General features: G+C 44.2%; 19 protein-coding genes and 1 other annotated feature. Of the genes, 17 read left to right on the top strand and 2 right to left on the bottom strand.

Going from position 1 to position 22,314, the window contains the following annotated elements:
• The first annotated feature begins 42 nt into the window (after positions 1-42).
• From AC0VX1_RS18910 to AC0VX1_RS18885, 6 genes are all read left to right on the top strand, one after another.
• A complete protein-coding gene (locus tag AC0VX1_RS18910) occupies positions 43-1,155 on the top strand; it encodes a PucR family transcriptional regulator (protein ID WP_106025983.1) in 1,113 nt (370 codons plus the stop codon).
• Between the two features lie 141 nt (positions 1,156-1,296).
• Complete coding sequence (gene glcD, locus AC0VX1_RS18905) at positions 1,297-2,709, top strand: glycolate oxidase subunit GlcD (protein WP_475468359.1); 1,413 nt, start codon at positions 1,297-1,299, stop codon at positions 2,707-2,709.
• Entirely contained in the window at positions 2,706-4,031 is a 1,326-nt protein-coding gene (locus tag AC0VX1_RS18900; protein ID WP_413001844.1) for a (Fe-S)-binding protein, read from the top strand. Before glcD ends, AC0VX1_RS18900 begins: the two co-directional genes overlap by 4 nt.
• Positions 4,032-4,285: 254 nt before the next feature.
• A complete protein-coding gene (locus AC0VX1_RS18895) occupies positions 4,286-5,215 on the top strand; it encodes a YsnF/AvaK domain-containing protein (RefSeq protein WP_413010430.1) in 930 nt (309 codons plus the stop codon).
• Between the two features lie 156 nt (positions 5,216-5,371).
• Positions 5,372-6,172 carry a general stress protein gene (locus tag AC0VX1_RS18890; RefSeq protein WP_475468356.1) on the top strand — a complete coding sequence of 267 codons (801 nt, stop codon included), beginning with the start codon at positions 5,372-5,374 and terminating at the stop codon, positions 6,170-6,172.
• A 570-nt stretch (positions 6,173-6,742) separates the two neighbouring features.
• Positions 6,743-7,093, top strand: a complete 351-nt coding sequence (locus tag AC0VX1_RS18885) for a general stress protein (RefSeq protein WP_475468355.1) — start codon at positions 6,743-6,745, stop codon at positions 7,091-7,093.
• Between the two features lie 49 nt (positions 7,094-7,142).
• Here the strand turns inward: AC0VX1_RS18885 and sspI are convergent, their stop codons facing one another.
• Positions 7,143-7,352 carry a small acid-soluble spore protein SspI gene (sspI, locus tag AC0VX1_RS18880; RefSeq protein WP_034309032.1) on the bottom strand — a complete coding sequence of 70 codons (210 nt, stop codon included), beginning with the start codon at positions 7,350-7,352 and terminating at the stop codon, positions 7,143-7,145.
• A gap of 122 nt (positions 7,353-7,474) precedes the next feature.
• On the opposite strand from sspI, the gene AC0VX1_RS18875 reads away from it, so the two are divergent.
• From AC0VX1_RS18875 to pheT, 3 genes are all read left to right on the top strand, one after another.
• Positions 7,475-8,233, top strand: a complete 759-nt coding sequence (locus tag AC0VX1_RS18875; protein ID WP_034309029.1) for a TrmH family RNA methyltransferase — start codon at positions 7,475-7,477, stop codon at positions 8,231-8,233.
• 44 nt (positions 8,234-8,277) lie between these two features.
• Positions 8,278-8,520 (top strand) — a binding site (T-box leader).
• Between the two features lie 58 nt (positions 8,521-8,578).
• On the top strand, positions 8,579-9,619 hold the full coding sequence (gene pheS / locus AC0VX1_RS18870) for a phenylalanine--tRNA ligase subunit alpha (RefSeq protein WP_053535889.1): 1,041 nt from the start codon (positions 8,579-8,581) through the stop codon (positions 9,617-9,619).
• A gap of 28 nt (positions 9,620-9,647) precedes the next feature.
• Positions 9,648-12,062, top strand: a complete 2,415-nt coding sequence (gene pheT / locus AC0VX1_RS18865; RefSeq protein ID WP_475468353.1) for a phenylalanine--tRNA ligase subunit beta — start codon at positions 9,648-9,650, stop codon at positions 12,060-12,062.
• 444 nt (positions 12,063-12,506) lie between these two features.
• Here pheT and rnhC read toward each other — a convergent pair whose 3' ends face one another.
• On the bottom strand, positions 12,507-13,466 hold the full coding sequence (gene rnhC / locus AC0VX1_RS18860) for a ribonuclease HIII (protein WP_063575527.1): 960 nt from the start codon (positions 13,464-13,466) through the stop codon (positions 12,507-12,509).
• Positions 13,467-13,638: 172 nt separating this feature from the next.
• Here rnhC and zapA point away from each other — a divergent pair, with 172 nt between their 5' ends.
• The 8 genes from zapA to AC0VX1_RS18820 all read left to right on the top strand — a co-directional run bounded on the left by zapA (position 13,639) and on the right by AC0VX1_RS18820 (position 20,210).
• Positions 13,639-13,899: a cell division protein ZapA gene (gene zapA, locus AC0VX1_RS18855; protein WP_034309021.1), complete on the top strand. Its 261-nt coding sequence runs from the start codon at positions 13,639-13,641 to the stop codon at positions 13,897-13,899.
• Positions 13,900-13,903: 4 nt separating this feature from the next.
• Positions 13,904-14,449 carry a CvpA family protein gene (locus tag AC0VX1_RS18850; protein ID WP_034309018.1) on the top strand — a complete coding sequence of 182 codons (546 nt, stop codon included), beginning with the start codon at positions 13,904-13,906 and terminating at the stop codon, positions 14,447-14,449.
• A 212-nt stretch (positions 14,450-14,661) separates the two neighbouring features.
• The gene (polX, locus tag AC0VX1_RS18845) at positions 14,662-16,380 is read left to right on the top strand and encodes a DNA polymerase/3'-5' exonuclease PolX (protein WP_475468350.1); all 1,719 of its coding nucleotides are present in this window, start codon (positions 14,662-14,664) and stop codon (positions 16,378-16,380) included.
• A 35-nt stretch (positions 16,381-16,415) separates the two neighbouring features.
• Positions 16,416-18,770, top strand: coding sequence for an endonuclease MutS2 (locus AC0VX1_RS18840; RefSeq protein WP_063575529.1), 2,355 nt, complete (start codon positions 16,416-16,418; stop codon positions 18,768-18,770).
• A gap of 65 nt (positions 18,771-18,835) precedes the next feature.
• A complete protein-coding gene (locus tag AC0VX1_RS18835) occupies positions 18,836-19,243 on the top strand; it encodes a DUF350 domain-containing protein (protein WP_475468348.1) in 408 nt (135 codons plus the stop codon).
• A 210-nt stretch (positions 19,244-19,453) separates the two neighbouring features.
• Positions 19,454-19,615, top strand: a complete 162-nt coding sequence (locus AC0VX1_RS18830) for a hypothetical protein (RefSeq protein WP_475468347.1) — start codon at positions 19,454-19,456, stop codon at positions 19,613-19,615.
• Between the two features lie 53 nt (positions 19,616-19,668).
• Positions 19,669-19,938: a hypothetical protein gene (locus AC0VX1_RS18825; RefSeq protein ID WP_475468345.1), complete on the top strand. Its 270-nt coding sequence runs from the start codon at positions 19,669-19,671 to the stop codon at positions 19,936-19,938.
• Positions 19,935-20,210, top strand: a complete 276-nt coding sequence (locus AC0VX1_RS18820) for a GNAT family N-acetyltransferase (protein WP_475468343.1) — start codon at positions 19,935-19,937, stop codon at positions 20,208-20,210. The genes AC0VX1_RS18825 and AC0VX1_RS18820 overlap by 4 nt, the downstream gene beginning before the upstream one ends.
• Positions 20,211-22,314: the final 2,104 nt, after the last annotated feature.

Raw genomic sequence — 22,314 nt, 5'->3', positions numbered from 1 at the left:
CTCGAAATATTTTCAAGTCCATTCAAAAAAGGAGGACATATCATGCAATTGGCAGCTGTTGCAGGTAAATTGGTGCATGAGGTTCGAAAACTGATCGATGAGGAGATCATCATTATTGATCATGCTGGCATGATTATCGCCAGCACCGATGGCAGCCGTATTGGATCTTTTCATGAAGGAGCCATCCACGCTTTCAACAATCGTGAGAAATTGATCATCAATAAACAGGATGAACGAAGTTGGAAAGGAGTGAAGGCAGGGATAAACCTGCCTATTTTCTTTAATCAGGAAGCCGTTTGTGTCATTGGAATTACAGGTGACCCCAAACATGTTTCCCCTTATGCGGAACTATTAAAAAAGATGACGGAGATGTTCATTCAGGAAAGCTATCATATTGAACAAGCAGAATCCCAATCACGTCTGATGGAATTCTTTGTATTTGAATGGCATCAGCTGCAGACGTTCAATGAGCACTTCCTTCAGAAGGCCAAGTTACTTGGGGTCGATGTTCATGCGGACCGGATCATCACCCTTGGTGAATTCAAGACTGAGGAAATCATTGAACCTCATGTATGGAGAACGCTTCAGATATTCATAAGACAGCAGCATCCCAATGACATCGCAGTACGTTGGGGGAGGAACCGATTCGTCATTCTTTCAATGGCCGATTTCATCGGTTCAAAAAACCAGCAATATATGAAACTAAGTAAACTGCAAAAAAAGCTGGAAGAGAGTTCGGGTTATAAAGTGTGTGCAGGAGTTAGTTCGCGTGCATCAGGATCCGCTTTCAGGCCAGCGTTTTTTAAAGCGGAACGTTCCTTGAAAATCGCGTCTTCTTCATCAGGTATCATATTTGACGAGGACTTGAAACTTGAGGTCCTGCTTGATGAAGTTACCGCTGAAACAAGACAGGAATATTTATCCCGGACGATTCAGGAGTTGCTTCCTAATGAGGAGCTGCTTAAAACCCTTACCATGTATTTTGCATGTGATCTATCTTTAAAAGAGACGGCTAGAGCCCTGCATATCCATATCAATACCCTCCATTACAGGCTCAAGCGCATAGAGGATTTGACCCGGCTGAATCCTAGGAAGCTAGCCGATTTAGTCACGATGTATCTAGCAGTAAGTGTATTGGATAAACATACAAATTAATTCTATGTAAAGCTCAAAACTTTATATGTTCATACATAGAAGGCCGAGTGTTTTTTTCTTATACTTACATCATATAAAAAATCTAGAATTTCCTAATATAAAAAATCTAGAATTTCCTATGTTTATAAGAGGAGGATGTACATGTTAACAAAGAAGGTTAAGCAGCTACTTCTTGCCATCGTCGGTCAGGAGAATTACGATGACTCGAAAGTGGAATGTCTAGTCTATTCATATGATGCAACGCCTGGATTTCAAGCGTTGCCGGATGCTGTCATCAAACCGGGCAGCACAGCTGAAGTCGCAGCCATCGTCAAAGTTTGCAACGAATACAATGTTCCGATCGTTCCGCGCGGGTCTGGGACGAATTTAAGCGGAGGCACATGCCCGACAGAGGGAGGGCTTGTCCTTTTATTCAATCGAATGAATTCATTACTTGAAATAGATGAGGAGAACTTAACGGCGACCGTACAGCCTGGGCTCATCACTTTGGACTTGATTTCAGCAGTTGAAGAGAAGGGATTGTTTTATCCGCCGGATCCAAGTTCGATGAAAATCTCCACGATTGGCGGTAACATTAATGAGAATTCTGGTGGACTGCGAGGCTTAAAGTATGGAGTCACCCGTGATTATGTCATCGGGCTTGAAGTCGTCCTTCCGAATGGGGACATCATTCGAACAGGGGGCAAGCTTGCCAAAGATGTAGCCGGATATGATTTAACGAAACTTTTTGTCGGATCGGAAGGGACCTTGGGCATCGTTACGGAAGCGACCTTAAAGCTGATTCCAATGCCGGAAACGACTAAGACGATGCTTGCCTTATATCAAGATTTGGATGCTGCAGCCGAGTCAGTGGCCAAAATCATTTCAAATAAAATCATTCCTGTGACATTGGAATTTCTGGATCGGCCGACGTTGATCGTGGTTGAGGACTTTGCGAAAATCGGTTTGCCTACCAATGTGGAAGCCGTCCTGCTGATTGAACAGGATGGACCGCCTGAAGTGGTGGAACGTGATATGAAAAGGATGGCCGATATCTGTCTAGAGGAAAAGGCGGTTTCCGTGGAAATTGCCGAAACGGAATCTGACGCTGTCGCCTTGAAAACGGCAAGACGGACAGCACTTTCCGCATTGGCACGCCTCAAGCCGACGACCATTTTGGAAGATGCCACCGTTCCTCGCTCGGAAATTGCCAAAATGGTTAGAGCGATTAATGAGATCGCTGACAAGCATAACGTGGACATTTGCACGTTCGGTCATGCTGGGGATGGGAACCTCCATCCGACATGCATTACCGACGCTCGTAATCATGAGGAAATGGAGAGGGTGGAGCTCGCTTTTGCCGACATTTTTGCCGCGGCTATCGACCTTGGCGGGACGATTACCGGTGAACATGGTGTAGGAGCGATGAAGGCACCGTATCTTGAATGGAAGCTGAAGAAAGAAGGGATTGATGCCATGAGGGCGATTAAACAGGCTTTCGATCCCAATAACATCATGAATCCCGGCAAAGTATTTGCCAAGGAAACCAGGAAAAGGGTGGTGGTTTCTTCATGACGACAGTTAAGGAAAGGGAAACCATTGCCATTCAATTCGCGGAAAAAATGAATGAAGATGAATTGTTGAATTGTATGCGCTGCGGTTTTTGCTTACCCCATTGCCCGACATACATAGAATCGGGGCTGAAGGAATCCCACTCACCAAGGGGCCGGATTGCACTTATGAAAGCGGTGGCGGATGGTGTGATTGAGCCAGATAGGGATGTAGAACGTTCGTTGAGTCTTTGCCTCGGCTGCAGGGCTTGTGAACCTGTGTGCCCTTCAGGTGTGAAATACGGACACCTTCTTGAAGAAGCAAGGGATATCATCCATCAGAATAAAAAACACAGCTTCCCTGTAAAAACGATTCGCAAGGCCGTTTTTAGTGGACTATTCCCGCACCAGGAGCGAATGCAGACCATGACAAGTTTGCTTGGCTTCTATCAGAAATCAGGCCTGCAATACATGGCCCGTAAAACGGGAGTCCTCAACATGCTTCCGGATAATTTGGCAGCCATGGAAAAAGTGCTGCCGAAAGTCCCGAAAAAAGCAGAAATGAAAAATAGGCCAACCGAGCTGCCTGCAATCGGAACGCCGCTCAAAAAGGTGGCGTTCTTTTCCGGCTGCTTGATGGATACGATGTTTTTGGAAACGAACAAGGCCACACTAAAGCTTCTTCAGCTGGCCGGATGTGAAATCGTGATACCGAAATCCCAGGCCTGTTGCGGTGCGCTGCATGGTCACAGTGGTGAAAAAGCAGGTGCAAAGCAACTGGCCAAGCGTAATATTGAAGCCTTTGAAACGGAGGAAGTTGATTATATCATTACGAATGCCGGTGGCTGCGGCGCTTTTCTCATAGATTATGATCATCTGCTCCAAGATGAACCGGAATGGCATGACCGTGCTATCTCATTTAAAAATAAGTTGAAAGATATCAGCCAGATCCTTGTTGATTTGCGTTTTCAGGAAAAAGTTCGCCTGAAACTTCCAGCTCAATCCGTAACTTTCCAGGATTCCTGTCACTTACGGAATGTGATGAACACCTCCTCGGCTCCGCGAATTCTCCTTCAATCAATAGAAGGAATCGATTTCAGGGAAATGAAGGATGCCGATCGCTGCTGCGGCTCAGCTGGGATATATAATATTGTTGAATCAGAGATGTCCATGAACATTCTCGACTCTAAAATGGAGCACACGAAATCGACACAGGCCGATATTGTTGTCACGGCAAACCCTGGCTGCCTGTTGCAAATGCAATTGGGGATCGAGCGGGAAAACTTGGGGGAATGCACAAAAGCGGTGCATATTGCGGACCTGCTAATAAAGGCTGTGGCGTTATAATAGAAGAAAAAAGATCACAAGCATTATTTGAAAAAACGAAATGGCATGATTTGGTTAAACATTACATTTTTATAAAGGGGGAAACCCTTATAAAGCTTGGATTTCAATTAAAAATGCGTTCTGTGCTGAGAACGAATTGTAAATGATATAACAAAAATGAAATATGGATTCCTCGTTTACTTAGGAACATGGCGGGTATTGTTTATATATAGCATCCACTAAACGAAACAACAAAACCTAAGGAGGAATGTAAAATGAATAAAACAGTATATGGAGTATATGAATCAAATGCAGAAGTGATCCAAGCAATTAATGCACTTAAGGCAAAGGGTTTTGAAGGGGACGATATTACGGTCGTCGCAGATAAGGAAGAAACATTGGATTTCACGAACCATCAACGGGAAACGGATGTTCACACAATGACGAATGTTCCTAACGACGAATCGTTTATGGACAAGGTGGCACGTTTCTTCATGCCGGAAGATACGGCAGACCTTTCAACAAGATTGGCGAATGCAGGCCTTTCGAATAGCGATGCGGCTGAACATGTCTTTGATGTAGAAAATGGAAAAGTCCTGGTTCTGGTTGAAGAAGGTGAAGGCCATCTTGGAACGGCAAGAGATAAATTCACGACCGGAACAATGGACACTGCCGGTACAAGGCTTGATACTAACTCCACCAACCCACTATATAATGGCACGGAAAAAACCGATGCATTAAATAAAGAAGATGTTTATGGAGTCAACGGACAAGGCCGTGAATTGCCAGAAGATGAAAGGACACTTACACTTCGGGAAGAACAGCTGAACATTGACAAAGAAAGAGTTCAGACAGGAGAAGTGGTCATTAATAAAGAGATCAATGAACAGCATAAAACGATCAATGTCCCTGTTGAACACGAAGAAGTGACAGTTGAGCATAGATCGGTTTCAGGACGTGAAGCGAATCGGGAAACCGGAACCATTGAAGATGGGGAAACATTACGAATCCCGGTTGTTGAAGAAAAACTGGAAGTTTCGAAAAAACCGGTTGTCACCGATGAAATTGTCATCAAGAAACATGCTGTACAAGAAACGGAACAAGTTCAGGATACTCTTAAAAAGGAAGATATCCAGCTTGATAGTACAGATGAATCGATCGTGAATGAGAAAAAGGCAACTGAACGTAGAACCGACCGCTTCTAAGAGTGAAGGAAATGGCCTGCAGTTTTAAAACTGCAGGTTTTCTTTTGATTTTTAAAGGTTCGAGCTTAGGGAAGGCAAACCTTTTTGTTTAATTGGCACCCATCAGGGTATAAATACACATAAGAAGAAATATCGGAAAAAGGAGGAGGAATATGCATGGGAAAAACGTTATATGGTGTTTTTAATACGGAAAGAGAATTGTTCCAGGCTATACAATCCCTCAAGGAAAAGGGGGTTCATGAAGGGGAAATAACGGTAATGGCTGATAAGAAAGAAGATTTGGATTTCGTTAATGAAAAGCATGATCCGGATGTCGAAGTCGTTACTAACTCTAACGAGGAATCCTTCATTGATAAAATGAAACACTTTTTCCTGAACGAGGGTTCCGAAGATATAAGGAACCGCCTAGGTGAGCTAGGGCTTGCCGATAGTGAAGCAACCGCTTATATAAATGAAGTGGAGGCTGGAAAATTCCTCATTCTTTTAGATGAATCGGAAACCGTAACAGCACGTGAGAACATAACTTCCAATCGCATCGAGGATACGGACGCACCTGCAGAGAATCCGCTTAAAACAGGGGTGGTGAACAATCCGGACCCGAACCTTTTTCCGGAAACAACCGCGAATGCCTATCAAACAAGGGAAATGGAAGCACAGCCAGGAAGAAGCGAAGAGCTTCACGGAAATTCCGCCAATATCTATGAAAATGAAGAGCTGGATATGAAGCGAGCTCAAGAAAGGGAAATCTGGGGGAACTCCACAGAAAAATTCAAGAAGCAAAAACCAGGGATTCATGAAGGAACACTGGCAAGCGACCCGTTTGCAGACGATGCTGACAAAAACCTGGGCGCTCAAGGATCACTGGATCGGACCGCAAGCCCGACAGCCAGCGGACAGCAAGAGGAAGGCTTACAAGATGAATACATCAAAAATCGAATCAATACCGACAATCTGTAATACCGCAACAAGAGCAGCCTGCATAAGGCTGTTTTTGTTTGTTTATTTAGATTGAAAAAATTTGCGACACTCCTGCCGAAATCACTGGCTAGCTGAGACACGCTGCCGTTTGCTTTGGCTTGTGAGACAGTCGACGGAAAGGGAGTGGAACTTTTTTTAATGGCTCTTTTCGTAAAGATTGTTGTTTTTAAAACGAAACTATTTAAGGTTGATTGGAGCGGAAGTGCGAGACTCCTGCGGAAGCAGCGGGACAGGTGAGACCCCAGAGGCGTTTACGCCGAGGAGGCTCACCGCCCGCACCAAGGAAAGCGAGCATCTGGAGGGGAAATCAACCACAACTCACTACCTGGTAAATCGCAACAAAGTATGTGAAAACAGCCTTTTTAATAGGACCGCAAGCAACCTCGATTTTCTTAGAGTTTGCTATAGGCTGTTATTTTAAAAAAACCTTTAGGCAGAAGGGTTCCCTTGTTCGTCTCCATAGACTATTTGCTTGTTTATTGATAAAGCTGCAAGGTATAATGACAAAGGAATTTTATTTTAAGTAGAGTAACAAGGAGGGGGAGAAACATGGAAAAAAACGTATATGGTGTTTTTGACTCTAATCCGGAACTACTTGCTGCAATTTCAGACTTAAAAGCAAAAGGCGTAACTGGCACCCAAATGACAGTGGCAGCTGATATAAAAAATAATGTGCAGCTTGGAAATGAACATACGGATATACTGATCATCGCCAATCAGGATAAGGAGGATACTCTTTTTTTGAAAATCTTCCATTACTTCACAGATGAAGGATCTGGAGATTTACGCAGCTTTTTCACGAAATACGGCTACTCTTTTGCTGAGACAAAAGCGATGCTTGAAGAAGTGAAAGCAAAGAAATTCATCTTGCTGCTTGATGAAGAAGTCTCCATCGAATAACTGAAGGCTGGCGAGGCGAGATTAAAAAAATAACAGCCTTTGAAGGCTGTTATTTTTTTAATCCTGCTTCGAGGGCAGTGATCATTTCCTGTTTTTCCTGCTCGGATGAATTTTGCCAGATGACCTCGAATAATACTCCCAATCCAGGAAGCATTTTTTCCTCGCCATTTTGTATGGCATCGACAATCGTGTCTTCCAGCTGCTCTTGCGTATTTCCAGATACATTTTGGATGATCGCATTACGTAAGTTTAAATTCATAATTATTCCTCCTCTAATACATAATGACTGACATTAATAGCATTTCACAAACTCGCATGCAATATGTATGTGAATTGCGTTATAATAGGAAAATCAGTGTGAAGTTAAAGGAGCGTTTACCCTTGAAATATATCGAATCCGTAAAAAACCCGCAAGTTAAGCAATGGAAAAAACTTTTGACGAAAAAAGAACGAGATAAAACAGGTAAATATTTAGTCGAGGGTTTTCACCTAGTTGAAGAAGCCTTAAAAGAGGAAATCGTCTTGGAAGTGATCATCAATGAAGAAACTGAAATGCCTGCCCATTTTAAGGTGGAAGGCACAGAACTCATTTATGTGAAAAATGATATTATGAAGGCGATTTGCGATACCGAAGCACCGCAGGGAATTGCTGCGGTTTGTGAACAGAAATCAACGAGCATGGCGTCCATCAATCCGGAGAAATTATTGTTGATCGATGCCGTCCAAGATCCTGGGAATATTGGAACGATGATCAGGACAGCGGATGCAGCGGGAATCGATGCGGTCATCCTTGGGGAAGGGTGTGCTGACTTGTATAATCCCAAAGTGGTCCGTTCGACGCAAGGGAGCCTCTTCCATATGCCTGTCATTAAAGGGAACCTATCCGAAATCATCGATGAGCTGAAGCAAAGCGGCACACCGGTTTATGGCACGGCATTAGAAGGGGCATCGCCATTTGAAGAAGTGGAAAAGTCTTCCCGATTTGCCCTGCTGGTCGGTAATGAAGGTCAAGGGGTATCGAAGGAATTACTGGAGAAAACGACTAAAAACCTCTATATTCCCATCTACGGAAAAAGTGAATCTTTGAATGTGGGGATCGCTGCCGGGATTTTAATGTACCATTTACGAAAATCGATTTGAAACGGCCGAAGAATTATAATATAATAAAACAGAATTTTATAATGAAAACAACGATGACAAAGAGTAGTAGCTTAAAGTTAACCATATCCAGGGAGAAAATGCCTTGACTGAAAGCATTTTTATGGCACTGCTTAAGTGAATTCACCTTTCGAGTTGGCATTGGGAAGACAGAATGTCCGAAAAATGTTCCGGTGAAGAGCCGTTATTTTTAATGAAGTGAGTGCAGAAGTTTTTTTGTTTATGCACTAATAAGGGTGGTACCGCGATACATAAACCTCGTCCCTTTAGGGATCGGGGTTTTTTTGTGTTCATTTTTACAAAAGGAAAATAAAGGAGGAAGACATGATGCAGGAACGTTTACTAGAACTGCAGGAAGAAGCGTTGCAAAAAGTTGCCGCCGCTTCCGAATTAAAAGAACTGAATGAAGTCCGTGTTGCTTATTTAGGGAAAAAAGGGCCAATCACGGAGGTATTGCGCGGCATGGGTAAATTATCTGCCGAAGAGCGCCCGAAAATCGGGGCACTAGCCAATGAAGTACGTGAAGCGATTGCAACAAAGATCGAGGAGAAACAAAAAGCGCTTGAAACCGCGGCAGTCAATGCAAAGCTAGCAACTGAAACGATTGACGTCACACTTCCAGGACGTCCGGTAAACAAGGGGAATCTTCACCCATTAACACGAATCGTGGAAGAAATCGAAGACTTATTCATCGGGATGGGTTATACGGTTGCGGAAGGTCCTGAAGTCGAGAGCGACTACTACAACTTCGAGGCACTTAACTTGCCAAAAAGCCATCCGGCACGTGATATGCAGGACTCCTTCTACATCACGGATGAAATCCTGATGCGGACGCACACTTCACCGGTTCAAGCCAGAACGATGGAAAAACATAAAGGTCAAGGCCCTGTTAAAATCATTTGCCCAGGAAAAGTATATCGCCGGGATAACGATGATGCGACACACTCCCATCAATTCCAGCAAATTGAAGGCTTGGTCATCGATGAGAACATCAGCATGAGCGACCTGAAAGGAACGCTAGACGTATTTGCGAAAAAAGTATTCGGGCAAGACCGTGAAATCCGTCTTCGTCCAAGTTTCTTCCCATTTACTGAGCCTTCCGTCGAAGTGGATATTTCTTGTAAAATCTGCAGCGGTAAAGGCTGCAGCGTATGTAAAAAAACAGGCTGGATCGAAGTGCTTGGCGCTGGGATCGTTCATCCGAACGTCCTTGAGATGGCTGGCTTCGATTCCAAGAAATACTCTGGATTCGCATTTGGAATGGGCGTGGAACGGATTGCCATGTTGAAGTACGGTGTGGACGATATCCGTCATTTCTATACGAATGATGTTCGATTCTTAAAACAATTCAACCATCACGAAGCATAAATTTTTATTTTAAAAAGGAGGACCTACCATGTTTGTGTCATATAAATGGTTACAAGATTATGTTGACCTTTCAGGCATCAATGCGACGGAGCTTGCTGAAAAAATCACGAAAAGCGGCATTGAGGTTGAAGGGGTGGAAAAGAAAAGTGAAGGGCTAAAAGGGGTCGTCATCGGGCATGTCTTAGAACGTGAACAACATCCAAATGCGGATAAATTGAATAAATGCCAAGTTGATATCGGGGCCGAAAATCCCGTTCAGATCATCTGTGGGGCACCGAATGTCGATAAAGGCCAAAAAGTTGCAGTCGCTACTGTTGGCGCAGTCCTTCCAGGTAATTTCAAAATCAAGAAAGCGAAACTTCGCGGAGAAGAATCGCACGGAATGATTTGCTCGCTTCAAGAATTGGGCTTCGAATCCAAGCTTGTTTCCAAGGATTATGCTACAGGAATCTTCGTCTTCCCTAATGATGTGGAAGTAGGGAAAGATGCATTGGAGGAACTTGGTTTAAGTGATGAAGTGCTGGAACTTGGGCTGACTCCAAACCGCTCCGACGCGCTAAGCATGCTTGGTGTTGCATACGAAGTGGGAGCCATTCTAGGCCGGGAAGTGAAATGGCCGGTAGTCGAGAAAGAAGAGGCAGCTGAAAAAGCAACTGATTATATCAGTGTCAAAGTGGAAGCGAAAGAAGATAACCCGATATACATGGCTAAAATCATCAAGGATGTTAAGATCGGACCCTCACCGCTTTGGATGCAGACTAGGTTGATGTCTGCAGGTATCCGACCTCATAATAATGTGGTGGATATCACGAACTACATTTTACTTGAATACGGCCAACCGCTCCATGCCTTTGATTATGACCGCTTTGGTTCAAAGGAAATCGTCATCCGCAGAGCGAAGGATGCTGAAAAAATCGTAACATTGGATGAAGCGGAACGCACTTTGACACCTGACCATTTAGTGATCACGAATGGCAGTGAGCCTGTTGCGATTGCTGGTGTGATGGGCGGAGCGGATTCCGAAGTCAAAAATGATACGACGAACATCATTATTGAAAGTGCATATTTTGCTGGTACAGTAGTTCGCAAAGCTTCAAAGGACCATGGATTACGCAGTGAAGCTAGTGCCCGCTTTGAAAAAGGCGTCGACCCGGCACGTGTTCGTGAAGCAGGGGAACGTGCTGCACAATTGATTGCACAATATGCAGGCGGAACAGTCTTACAAGGAGCAGCAGAAGTTGACGAATTGTCAATGGAACCTGCGGTCATTAGCATCACGCTTGAAAAAATCAACACACTCCTTGGAACAAGCATGACTGTATCAGTTGTGGAGTCAATCTTCAAACGTCTGCAATTCGGCGTGGAACTTGACAATGAAACATTCACGATCACTGTCCCGACGCGCCGTGGTGATATTACAATTGAAGCCGATTTAGTCGAAGAGGCTGCACGTTTATATGGATATGATAACATCCCCGTTACACTGCCAATCGGTTCTGCTAACCCAGGACAATTGACAGACTATCAAATTAAACGGCGGAAGGCACGCCGTACACTTGAAGGCGCAGGCCTTTATCAAGCAGTGACCTATTCACTGACAAGCCAGGAAAAAGCGTCCCAATTCGCATTGGAAGCAAGAGAATCCATTCGATTGGCAATGCCAATAAGTGAAGAAAGAAGCCAGCTGCGTTTAAGCATCGTGCCTCAATTGCTGGAAGTCGTGAAATATAACAATGCCCGCCAAATTGATTCACTGGCACTGTATGAAATCGGTTCGGTATTCTTTAAGCGTGACGAACAAGAACTGCCTGAAGAAAAAGAACATGTTGCTGGAGCAATCACCGGCCTATGGGAGTCACATCTATGGCAGGGTGAAAAGAAACCAGTGGATTTCTTTGTAGCCAAAGGCGTGATCGAAGCATTATTCGACACACTTGGATTAGCTGATCAAATCAGTTACCGCCAAGCGGAAATCAACGATATGCACCCAGGACGGACAGCGGAAGTACTATTGAATGGTGAAGTAATTGGCTTTATCGGCCAAGTGCACCCAACTGTCCAAAAAGACTTGGATATTAAAGAAACATACATTTTCGAACTTTCCTTAAAAGCATTGGCCGAAGCAGAAGTCGCGCCGATAGCGTACCAAACGATTCCGCGCTATCCATCAACCACACGCGATATCGCGCTCGTTGTGGATCAAGCCACGAAAGCTGGGGACATTCAGGATATTATTGATGAAGCCGGCGGCAAACTGCTGAAAGAAGTAAGCATCTTCGACTTATACGAAGGTGAAAGAATGGAGGAAGGCAAGAAATCCATTGCCTACTCACTGAAATACTACGACCCGGAACGTACCCTGACGGACGAGGACATTACAAAAGCACATGATAAAGTGCTTGAAGCCGTTAAAGAAAAAGCCGGCGCAGAGCTAAGAGGATAAAACCAAAAAGACAGCTCCCTGAATCATGGGGAGCTGTCTTTTTTGATTTTACGAGTAAAAGGTGCAAACTCACGAGTAAAAGGTGAACTTACGAGTAAACCGAGCGAACTCACGAGTAAATGGAGCAAACTCACGAGTAAATGGCGTAAACTCACGAGTAAATGGCGTAAATTCACGAGTAAATAGTGAATTCATAAGTAAACCGAGCGAACTCACGAGTAAATGGCGTAAATTCACGAGTAAACCGAGCGAATTCACGAGTAAATGGAGCAAACTCACGAGTAAATGGCGTAAACTCACGAGTAAATGGAGTAAACTCACGAGTAAATGGAGCAAACTCCGGGTAAACCGCACAAACTCACGTGTAAATAGCGTGAATTCATGAGTAAACCGCGCATTTTCACGAGAAAAAGGCGGCTGTTCAGGAAGATCAGCCGCTTTCTTCTATTTATGATATTTCTGTTGATAGAGTCGCTTCGCTTTTTCTGTGTTGGCAAAATGGGTTTTCGTGAATTCGTGTAATGAATCGATTCCTTTTTCGTGAATCAATCTTGCGGCCGCCTCATCGACTGCAAATCCGGCACCTTTAGGGATTTTGAATCCGGCTTTTTCACTCAGCAAGTCAAAGCGTTTGACGAATGCATATCGGGCCAGGATGGATGCGGCTGCCACTCCAAGGTGAATGCCTTCCGCTTTTGTGCATAGATAGGTGGCATTAGCTTGGAATAGTTCTTGACCTTTTAGGTAATTGAAAAATACCTCTGGTTGAGCGAATTGATCAATAAGGACGGCTTCCGCTTGTTCTGGCTGGATTTTTTGCATGAGGTTCTTGATTGCTTGGTTATGGAGGAGTGCCTTCATTTTTCCTTGTGACATTCCCTTTGCCTGCAGCGCATTATATTTCGGGTTGTCGCATGTGAGCAGGCTGAAGGGCACTACATCCTTAATCTGTTTGGCAATGTCGATGATCTGTGGGTCTTTCAGATTTTTGGAATCCTGGACACCTAGCTCCTTTAATAGAGCGAGTTGCTCCTTCTTGGCATATACGGCTACGACGGTCATCGGGCCGAAATAGTCTCCTGTTCCGACCTCGTCTGAACCAATCACTGACATGGTTCCGATATTTGCTGGCGGCGAATATCGATGGACGTTGACCGATGCAGAGGATGCCGTTTTTTTCTTTGGAGCCGCAGCAGTGGTACCTTTTTGCCATTTTACCGCTTCTATTTCGGCATTCTTACCTTGAAAAAGGACCTTCCCCGATTTATAGGCCGTCACCGTACATAGCGGCGGTTTGGCGGAAAAGATGCTCCCTGGCGGCTGCTTGGCGGCCAAGGATGAAGAATAATGGGACTTCATCGCCTTTATTTGTTCAGGACTGATAAGTAAAACAACATGGGACATAATGGGTTAGCTCCTAACTTCATTTTGTTTATTAGGTAATCTTCTTCCTAAATTCGATATCGTATGACAAATTATTGAAATTTTAATGCGAGAAATGACGATGTACTCTCTTTCATGACGAAAAACTTCATGATATGATAGAATTAGGATTGTTTAGATTGGGGGCATCATTTTGTCAGACGATAAACGAAATAAAACAACAGTTGATATATACGGACAGCCATATACAATCGTCGGCACAGAAAGCGCAAGTCATATGCGCCTGGTCGCTTCGATGGTTGACGAAAAAATGAGAGAGATCAGGATGAAAAATCCACACTTGGATACAAGCAAGCTAGCGGTGCTAACGGCCGTGAATACCATCCATGAATATATTAAATTAAAAGATGAACTAGACCAGCTTCAACTGGAATTAAAGAGAGAGAAGGACTGAGTACATGCTTGATTTAGCAATTCTGGCCATTCTTTTAATCGGTTTATTAATCGGTTTAAAGCGTGGCTTCATTTTACAAACGGTTCATATGACTGGGTTCATTGTAGCCTTCATCGTCGCCTATGTATTTTACGGAGATCTTGCTCCCAATTTGAAATTATGGATTCCGTTCCCAACGATGGGTGATTCCTCCACCCTTAATATGTTTTTCAATACAGTCGGGCTTGATACGGCGTATTACAATGCAATTGCCTTTGCAATCATTTTCTTTGCTGCCAAGATTCTTTGGCAAATGATAGGATCCATGCTCAATTTCATTACCCATCTACCGATATTAAAGCAGTTGAATCGCTGGGGCGGAGGGATATTGGGTTTTCTTGAAGTCTATCTTATCATGTTTATTATATTATATATAGCTGCCATGCTGCCAATGGATTCCATCCAGAAACCATTAACTGGCTCATTTCTGGCAGAATCGATCGTGAAACATACGCCGTTCCTTTCCGAGCAAGTGAAGGAACTTTGGTTTCATGATGTAAAACAATCTTAATGTCAGTATAAGAGGGCCTGCCTCCCGTGTTCAAAGTCCTGGATTCCTATACTTTGAACACGGGGGAGGCCCCTTTTTATGTAGCGGCATGTAGCTTCTTTCTATTTGATTCGAAGGTTAAGAACCTGACTGCTTGTACTTTACCTCCAAGAAAGGTATCTTTAAGAAAGTGAACATGGGACACCCTACTAATTTTTTCGGCGGTGAATTAAATGACAATTAATAAAAAAGATATCATTAAACTATTAGAAAAAATTGCAATATATATGGAACTAAAAGGAGAGAACCCGTTTAAGGTTTCAGCTTTCCGAAAGGCAGCGGGCGCCTTGGAAACGGATGACCGGAGCCTGACGGAGATCGAAGATTTTACCGCTTTGAATGGAATCGGGAAAGGAACGGCATCCGTCATCGAAGAGTATATAAATGAAGGGAAATCGACTGTACTTGAAGAGCTTCAGGAGCAGGTGCCAAAAGGATTGATTCCGCTTCTGCAGCTTCAAGGTTTGGGCGGTAAGAAAATTGCCAAGCTTCATAAAGAGCTGCATGTCAAAGATGTGAATGATCTTAAAATCGCCTGTGAGGAAGGCAGGGTCGCGGCGCTTGCCGGTTTCGGCAAAAAAACGGAAGAGAAGATCCTGTCTGCAATTGCCGAGGCGGGTTCAAGGCCAGATCGGCTGCCCCTAGCCTTCATGAGACCGATTGCGGCTGATATTGAAACGGCCCTTGCTAACATGGATTACATCATCCGTTCTTCCAGGGCGGGCAGCATCCGGCGTATGAGGGAAACAATCAAGGACCTCGATTTCATCATTTCGACAGATCATCCCGAAGAGGTGAAGAATCAACTGCTTGCAATAAAAGGGATAAAACAGGTGATTGCGGCCGGTGATACAAAAGTATCGGTCGTGCTTGATTATGAATATGACATTTCTGTCGATTTCCGAATCGTTAAGGATAAGGAATTCATCACGACACTTCATCATTTTACAGGTTCGAAGGATCACAATGTGCGGATGCGCCAGCTTGCTAAAGATCGCGGAGAGAAAATCAGCGAATATGGGGTGGAAGTGACTGAAACCGGTGATGTATTGACGTTTGAAACGGAAGAACAATTTTATAATCATTTTGGCCTTCCTTTCATTCCCCCAGAACTGCGTGAAGACGGAACGGAAGTGGAGCATTATGATGCTAATGAACCTCTCATATCTTTAGAGGCCATTAAAGGTGATCTGCATATGCATACGACATGGAGTGATGGTGCTCATACGATTGAAGAAATGATTGAAGCATGCCGTTCAAAAGGGTATCGATATATGGCCATCACCGATCATTCGCAATATCTGAAAGTGGCGAACGGCTTGACCGCTGAACGTTTACGTGAACAAAAACGGATCATCCATGAACTTAATGAAAAATACACTGACTTTACCGTTCTTTCCGGGATAGAGATGGATATACTTCCTGATGGGACACTTGATTATGACGATGAGCTGCTTGCAGAGATGGATTTGGTCATTGCATCGATTCACTCAAGTTTTTCACAGCCTCGGGAAACGATCATGGAGCGCTTAAAAACGGCTCTGAATAATCCGCATGTAGATATCATTGCACATCCAACGGGAAGGATCATCGGCAGACGAACCGGATATGATGTGGATATAGAAATGCTGATCGAACTGGCCCGTGAAACGAATACGGCCTTGGAATTGAATGCGAATCCGAACCGATTGGATTTGGCACCTCCGCATCTGCGCAAGGCTCAGGAAGCAGGCGTTCCGATTGTGATCAATACGGATGCCCACAGCATCGACATGCTTGAACATATGCCTGTGGGGGTCTCGTCAGCCAAAAAGGGCTGGATTAAAGAATCTACGGTTCTTAATGCAAGGGATACGGATGGCTTATTGGCGTTTTTAAAGAGAAATGATTAACTATTTGCCCATAAATAAGGAGGAGCTTTAACTCCATGCATAATAAAGCTTTAAAGACATTGGAATTTCATAAAATAAAAGAACAATTAATCTCGCACGCATCCTCATCCATAGGAAAAGAAAAGGCGGAGCAATTGATGCCTTCCACGGATTTTGAAGAAGTGTCGAGATGGCAGGAAGAAACAGATGAGGCTGCCAAAATCGTAAGGTTGAAAGGTAACTTGCCATTGGGCGGAATTTTCGATATCCGTCCGCATGCAAAAAGGGCACAGATTGGCGGTATGCTCTCACCGATGGAATTGATGGAACTTGCGAGTACGATCCGTGCCGGCAGGATCTTAAGCCGTTTCTTCGAAGAACTGGCAGAGCAGGAGATTGATGTTCCGCTTTTAGCCGAATATATCGATTCCCTACATCCATTGATTGATTTGCAGCAGGAAATTACGTATGCAGTAAGCGAACATGGCGAAGTGATGGATTCTGCCAGCGACAAGCTTCGTACCCTAAGAAACCAAATTCGGACGAATGAAAGTCGCGTAAGGGAAAAACTGGAAAGTATGATTCGTTCTTCCAATGCATCAACCATGTTATCCGATGCCATCATCACCATCCGGAATGATCGATTCGTCATCCCGGTAAAACAGGAATACCGCAGTGTGTATGGAGGGATCATTCATGATCAATCATCATCAGGGCAGACGTTGTTCATTGAACCTCAAGCAATCGTTCAGCTGAATAATGTCCTGCAGGAAACCCGAGTGAAGGAAACGCAGGAAATAGAACGGATATTGGTCGAACTATCGGAAAAAGTCGGTGCGTTCACCCCTGAATTGCTTCATAATGTCAAAGTGCTGGCACAAATCGATTTCCTTGTCGCCAAGGCAAAATATGCAAAAGCGATAAAAGGTTCCAAGCCGATTCTGAATAATGAGGGACGCGTGAAATTATTCAAAGCGAAACACCCGCTCATTCCGAATGATGTCGTCGTGGCCAATGATATTTTTCTTGGTGATGAATTTACGACAATCGTCATCACCGGTCCGAATACAGGTGGTAAGACGGTTACCCTGAAAACGATTGGCCTCTGTACGTTAATGGCCCAGTCCGGTCTGCAGATTCCTGCGCTGGATGGTTCCGAAACGGCTGTGTTTTCCTCTGTTTATGCCGATATAGGCGATGAACAGTCGATTGAACAAAGCTTAAGTACATTTTCTTCGCATATGGTCAATATTGTCGATATCCTTAAGCATGTCGATTATGACAGTCTTGTTTTATTCGATGAGCTTGGAGCGGGAACTGACCCACAGGAAGGTGCAGCTTTGGCCATTTCCATTTTGGATGAAGTGTATAAGCGCGGAGCACGTGTGATTGCAACGACACATTACCCGGAATTAAAAGCGTATGGATATGATCGGGAAGGCGTCATAAATGCAAGCGTCGAATTTAATGTGGAAACCTTGAGTCCCACCTATAAACTTTTAATTGGTGTTCCAGGGCGGAGTAATGCGTTTGAAATTTCCAAGCGCCTTGGTTTGGAAGAAAACGTGATCAGCAACGCCCGCGGCCATATCGGTGAGGATACGAATAAAGTTGAAAATATGATAGCGTCCCTTGAAGACAGCCGCAAGAAGGCTGAAGAAGAGGAATTGGAAGCCAAGAATCACCTGAAACAGGCGGAAATTCTTCATAAAGACCTTCAAAAGCAAATTGATGAGTACCATCAAGAACGGGATGCGATGGTTGAAAAGGCAGCAAAAGAGGCAGCGGCAATCGTTGAAAATGCACAAAGGGAAGCGGAAGCAATCATTGCCGACTTACGTAAACTGCGACTTGAAAAGCATGCCGATGTTAAAGAGCATGAACTGATCGATGCCAAAAAACGGCTTGAAGAAGCAGCGCCTAAAGTGAAAAAAACAACAAATAAAGCTGCGAGGCCGCTGGATAAAAGCTTGAAACCTGGAGATGAAGTAAAGGTCGTAAGCTTTGGTCAAAAAGGTCACTTGATTGAGAAGGTCTCAAATAATGAATGGCAGGTTCAGATCGGCATCATGAAAATGAAAGTGAAGGAGTCTGACCTGGAATTCATCAAGAGCACAAAAGTAAAAGAAACAAAGCCGCTTACCACGATCAAAGGCCGCGATTATCACGTTAGCGTCGAACTTGACCTTCGTGGAGAACGCTTTGAAAATGCCATATCAAGAGTGGAAAAATACGTTGATGATGCTCTTTTGGCCGGTTATTCGAGTGTCTCCATCATTCATGGTAAAGGGACGGGTGCTCTTCGGTCCGGGGTCCAGGAATACTTGAAAAATCACCGCTCTGTCAAAAGGATTCGCTTCGGCGAAGCCGGTGAAGGCGGAACAGGTGTTACGGTGGTGGAATTTAAATAAAGGAAAGCGGTCATTCCGGCAATTCAGCCAAGCCGGGTGGCTAGTTACCATTCGGGAGTTGGACCATGGAGAATATGTGGGAAAATGAATATATATATATAGCTGCTCGTTACAGTGTCGTTATTCTGTGCATGATTGTTTTTTTAGCCATTTTTGAACTTGTCACAAAGTACAAGAACTGGGAGGAGATCAAACAGGGAAACCTTTCTGTCGCGTTGGCAACAGGTGGTAAAATTTTTGGGATCGCCTATGTATTCCAACAGTCCATTCTCCATCAGAATTCGCTTCTTACCATGATTGGCTGGGGCGTCTACGGTTTTGTCCTGCTGTTGATCGGTTATTTCATTTTTGAATTTATGACTCCTGGATTTAAAATAGATGAAGAAATACAAAAAGATAATCGGGCAGTTGGATTCCTATCGATGATCATATCAATCGCATTATCTTTTGTCATCGGCGCCGGAATTTCTTAATGCCCTTCATGAGAGGGAGTAAGCTGTGGAGAAACTTGCAAAAGTCTTAATTGTTTGTTGCGGAGTCTTTTTTCTGTTTGGAATCATTTATATGACTTTGTTCAACTGAAGCGGCCAGTGTGCCGCTTCTTTTATTTGGTTCTATTAAAAAAAATGGGGGGCCATGTATAATAATAATGGTCAAATAGACTTTTGAAGAGGAGGAGGAATATGGATCAGTCCAAATGGATACAGAAGATTGAAGAATTATCGCTGAATGCTTTACCCGCCATGCAAACACAAATCTATGATGGAGGGGTTATCCGATTTGCGGATGATATACGAAAAGGGCGAATTCCATCACCCCCATCTATCCATCGAATGAAAATGTGAAAAAGAAAATTTCGAATTGTGAACAATTATATTTTGTAAGGAATGATAAGGCCGTGTACAAAGTGACTCCACAGGCAAACCCTATCAACTTGGATCGTGTGCTGGAAGAGTCTGGGTATGCCCTTGAAGGAACAACAAGTGTCCAGGTATTGAATTTGGCAGATACAGAGTCACCGAATGAAACCAATGTCATAAAGTATGATCATTTACATGATGAATGGTTTCACGATTTCTGCCAGCTTAGTAATATTGATGATCATGATCAAACCATCCTGAAAAAGATGTTAGGGAATATCATTCCAAAACATGCTTTATGTTGTTGACTGATGAAGGTGGAACCGTTACAGCAAGTGGACTGGGTGTTTTGGAAGACGAATACATAGGCCTGTACAATATCATTACCCATGAAAACTTTCGAAACCAAGGCAATGGTGCAATACTCATTCGTAATCTATTGCATTGGGGTAAAGAAAATGGAGCAAAAAATGCTTATCTTCAGGTGATAGAAACGAACGCACCTGCTTTAAGCTTATACGGAAAATTGGGGTTTGAAGAAAAATATAAGTATTGGTATAGAATTAAAACCAAGGAGTAGAACCGCACCTTTCAGTAGACGACAAAAGAGGATCGGAATGCTCTCCCCGATCTGTGATCTTAAAGAAAATTTGCATATCCTTTATGTTTTTTTCTTGAGGGGTTGTGAAATTTGAGCGTTGATTTCCACTCCAGGCACTCGCTTTCCGCGGGCGGTCGCGGGGAGCCTCCTCGGCTTGCGCCTGCGGGGTCTCCCCAAGACACGCTTTTCCCGCAGGAGTCTCGTACCTTCCGTTCCAATCAACTTTGTTTTATTTAGATTGAACCCTTTGTTCAAAACTAGATAATAATTGTTTGCCGACAGTTTTTTTCTGGGTTTGTAAAATGGGAATGTTGATTACCACTCCAGGCACTCGCTTTCCGCGGGCGGTCGGGGAGCCTTCTCGGCTTGCGCCTGCGGGGTCTCCCCAAGACACGCTTTTCCCGCAGGAGTCTCGTACCTTCCGTTCCAATCAACTTTGTTTTATTTAGATAGAACCCTTTTGTTCAAAACTAGATAATAATCGTTTGCCGACAGTTTTTTCTGGGTTTGTAAAATGTGAACGTTGATTTCCACTCCATGCACTCGCTTTCCGCGGGCGGTCGGGGAGCCTTCTCGGCTTGCGCCTGCGGGGTCTCCCCAAGACACGCTTTTCCCGCAGGAGTCTCGCACCTTCCGTTCCAATCAACTTTGTTTTATTTAGATAGAACCCTTTTGTTCAAAACTAGATAATAATTGTTTGCCGACAGTTTTTTTCTGGGTTTGTAAAATGGGAATGTTGATTTCCACTCCAGGCACTCGCTTTCCGCGGGCGGTCGGGGAGCCTTCTCGGCTTGCGCCTGCGGGGTCTCCCCAAGACACGCTTTTCCCGCAGGAGTCTCGTACCTTCCGTTCCAATCAACTTTGTTTTATTTAGATAGAACCCTTTTGTTCAAAACTAGATAATAATTGTTTGCCGACAGTTTTTTCTGGGTTTGTAAAATGGGAACGTTGATTTCCACTCCAGGCACTCGCTTTCCGCGGGCGGTCGGGAGCCTCCTCGGCACGCCTGCGGGGTCTCCCTGCCACGCTTTTCCCGCAGGAGTCTCGTACCTTCCGTTCCAATCAACTTAGTTTTTATGTAGTTAGAACCCTTTTGTCTACAAATTGCGTTTGTAAAATGGGAACGTTGATTTCCCCTCCAGTCACTCGCTTTCCGCGGGCGGTCGGGAGCCTCCTCGGCACGCCTACGGGGTCTCCCATGCTACGCTTTTCTGCAGGAGTCTCGTATCTTCCATTCCAATCAACTTTGTGTTTTAAAAGAAAAAACTGCAGGCCAGGCTCATCTAAACCATGTTTAAGACTAGTTTATCCTTCATGTTTTTTTAACTATAATCCTCAATCGATTGAAGAAATGTGCGACACTCCTGCCGAATAACTGGCTAGACGAGACACCGCAGACGCTTGTGCCGAGGAGGCTTGGCAGACTGTCGGCGGAAAGGGAGCGGATTTCTGAAATCAACTGGAACTTTTTTTAAAGAAATATTGTAGGGAAACTGGCTCTCCTTCTCCAATTCGTCTTCAGTCTTGCGGTTCCATCAATTTTCCGGCAAAAGGAGTTCCGAATTGCTCTCGCCCCGAACCAAAATTTTAAAAGTAAACTAGTTTATTCTTCATATTTTTACAGTATTCCTTAAAGGATGGAAGAGATTTGCGACACTCCTGCTGAATAACTGGCTAGCCGAGGGCCCACAGGCGATTGCTTTGATGAGGCTTGGCAGACAGTCAGCGGAAAGGGAGCGGATTTCCGAAAGAGGGTATGTGTAATGATTTCCACTCCAGGCACTCGCTTTCCGCGGGCGGTCGGGGAGCCTCCTCGGCTTGCGCCTGCGGGGTCTCCCCTAGACACGCCTTTCCCGCAGGAGTCTTGTACCTTCCGTTCCAATCACTGGAACTTTTTTAAAAGAAAAAAATGAGGGTAAAAGGGTTGTCTACATTCTGAAAGGAGTATAGCCACTCCTTTTTTTGTTTCCCTTTTTATATGTCCTATTCAAACATTCCCTGTAGTTGGAATAGGACATATATACTATCCAGCCTTTTATCGTAAGGTCTTTATACTCTGAAATTCGGCAATTGTAAGAAAATC

The sequence above is a fragment of the Peribacillus sp. QJM3NY_7 genome, assembly GCF_056173225.1.
Note: the sequence above shows the minus strand (reverse complement) of the source record. Positions and strands in the feature narration are given on the sequence as shown.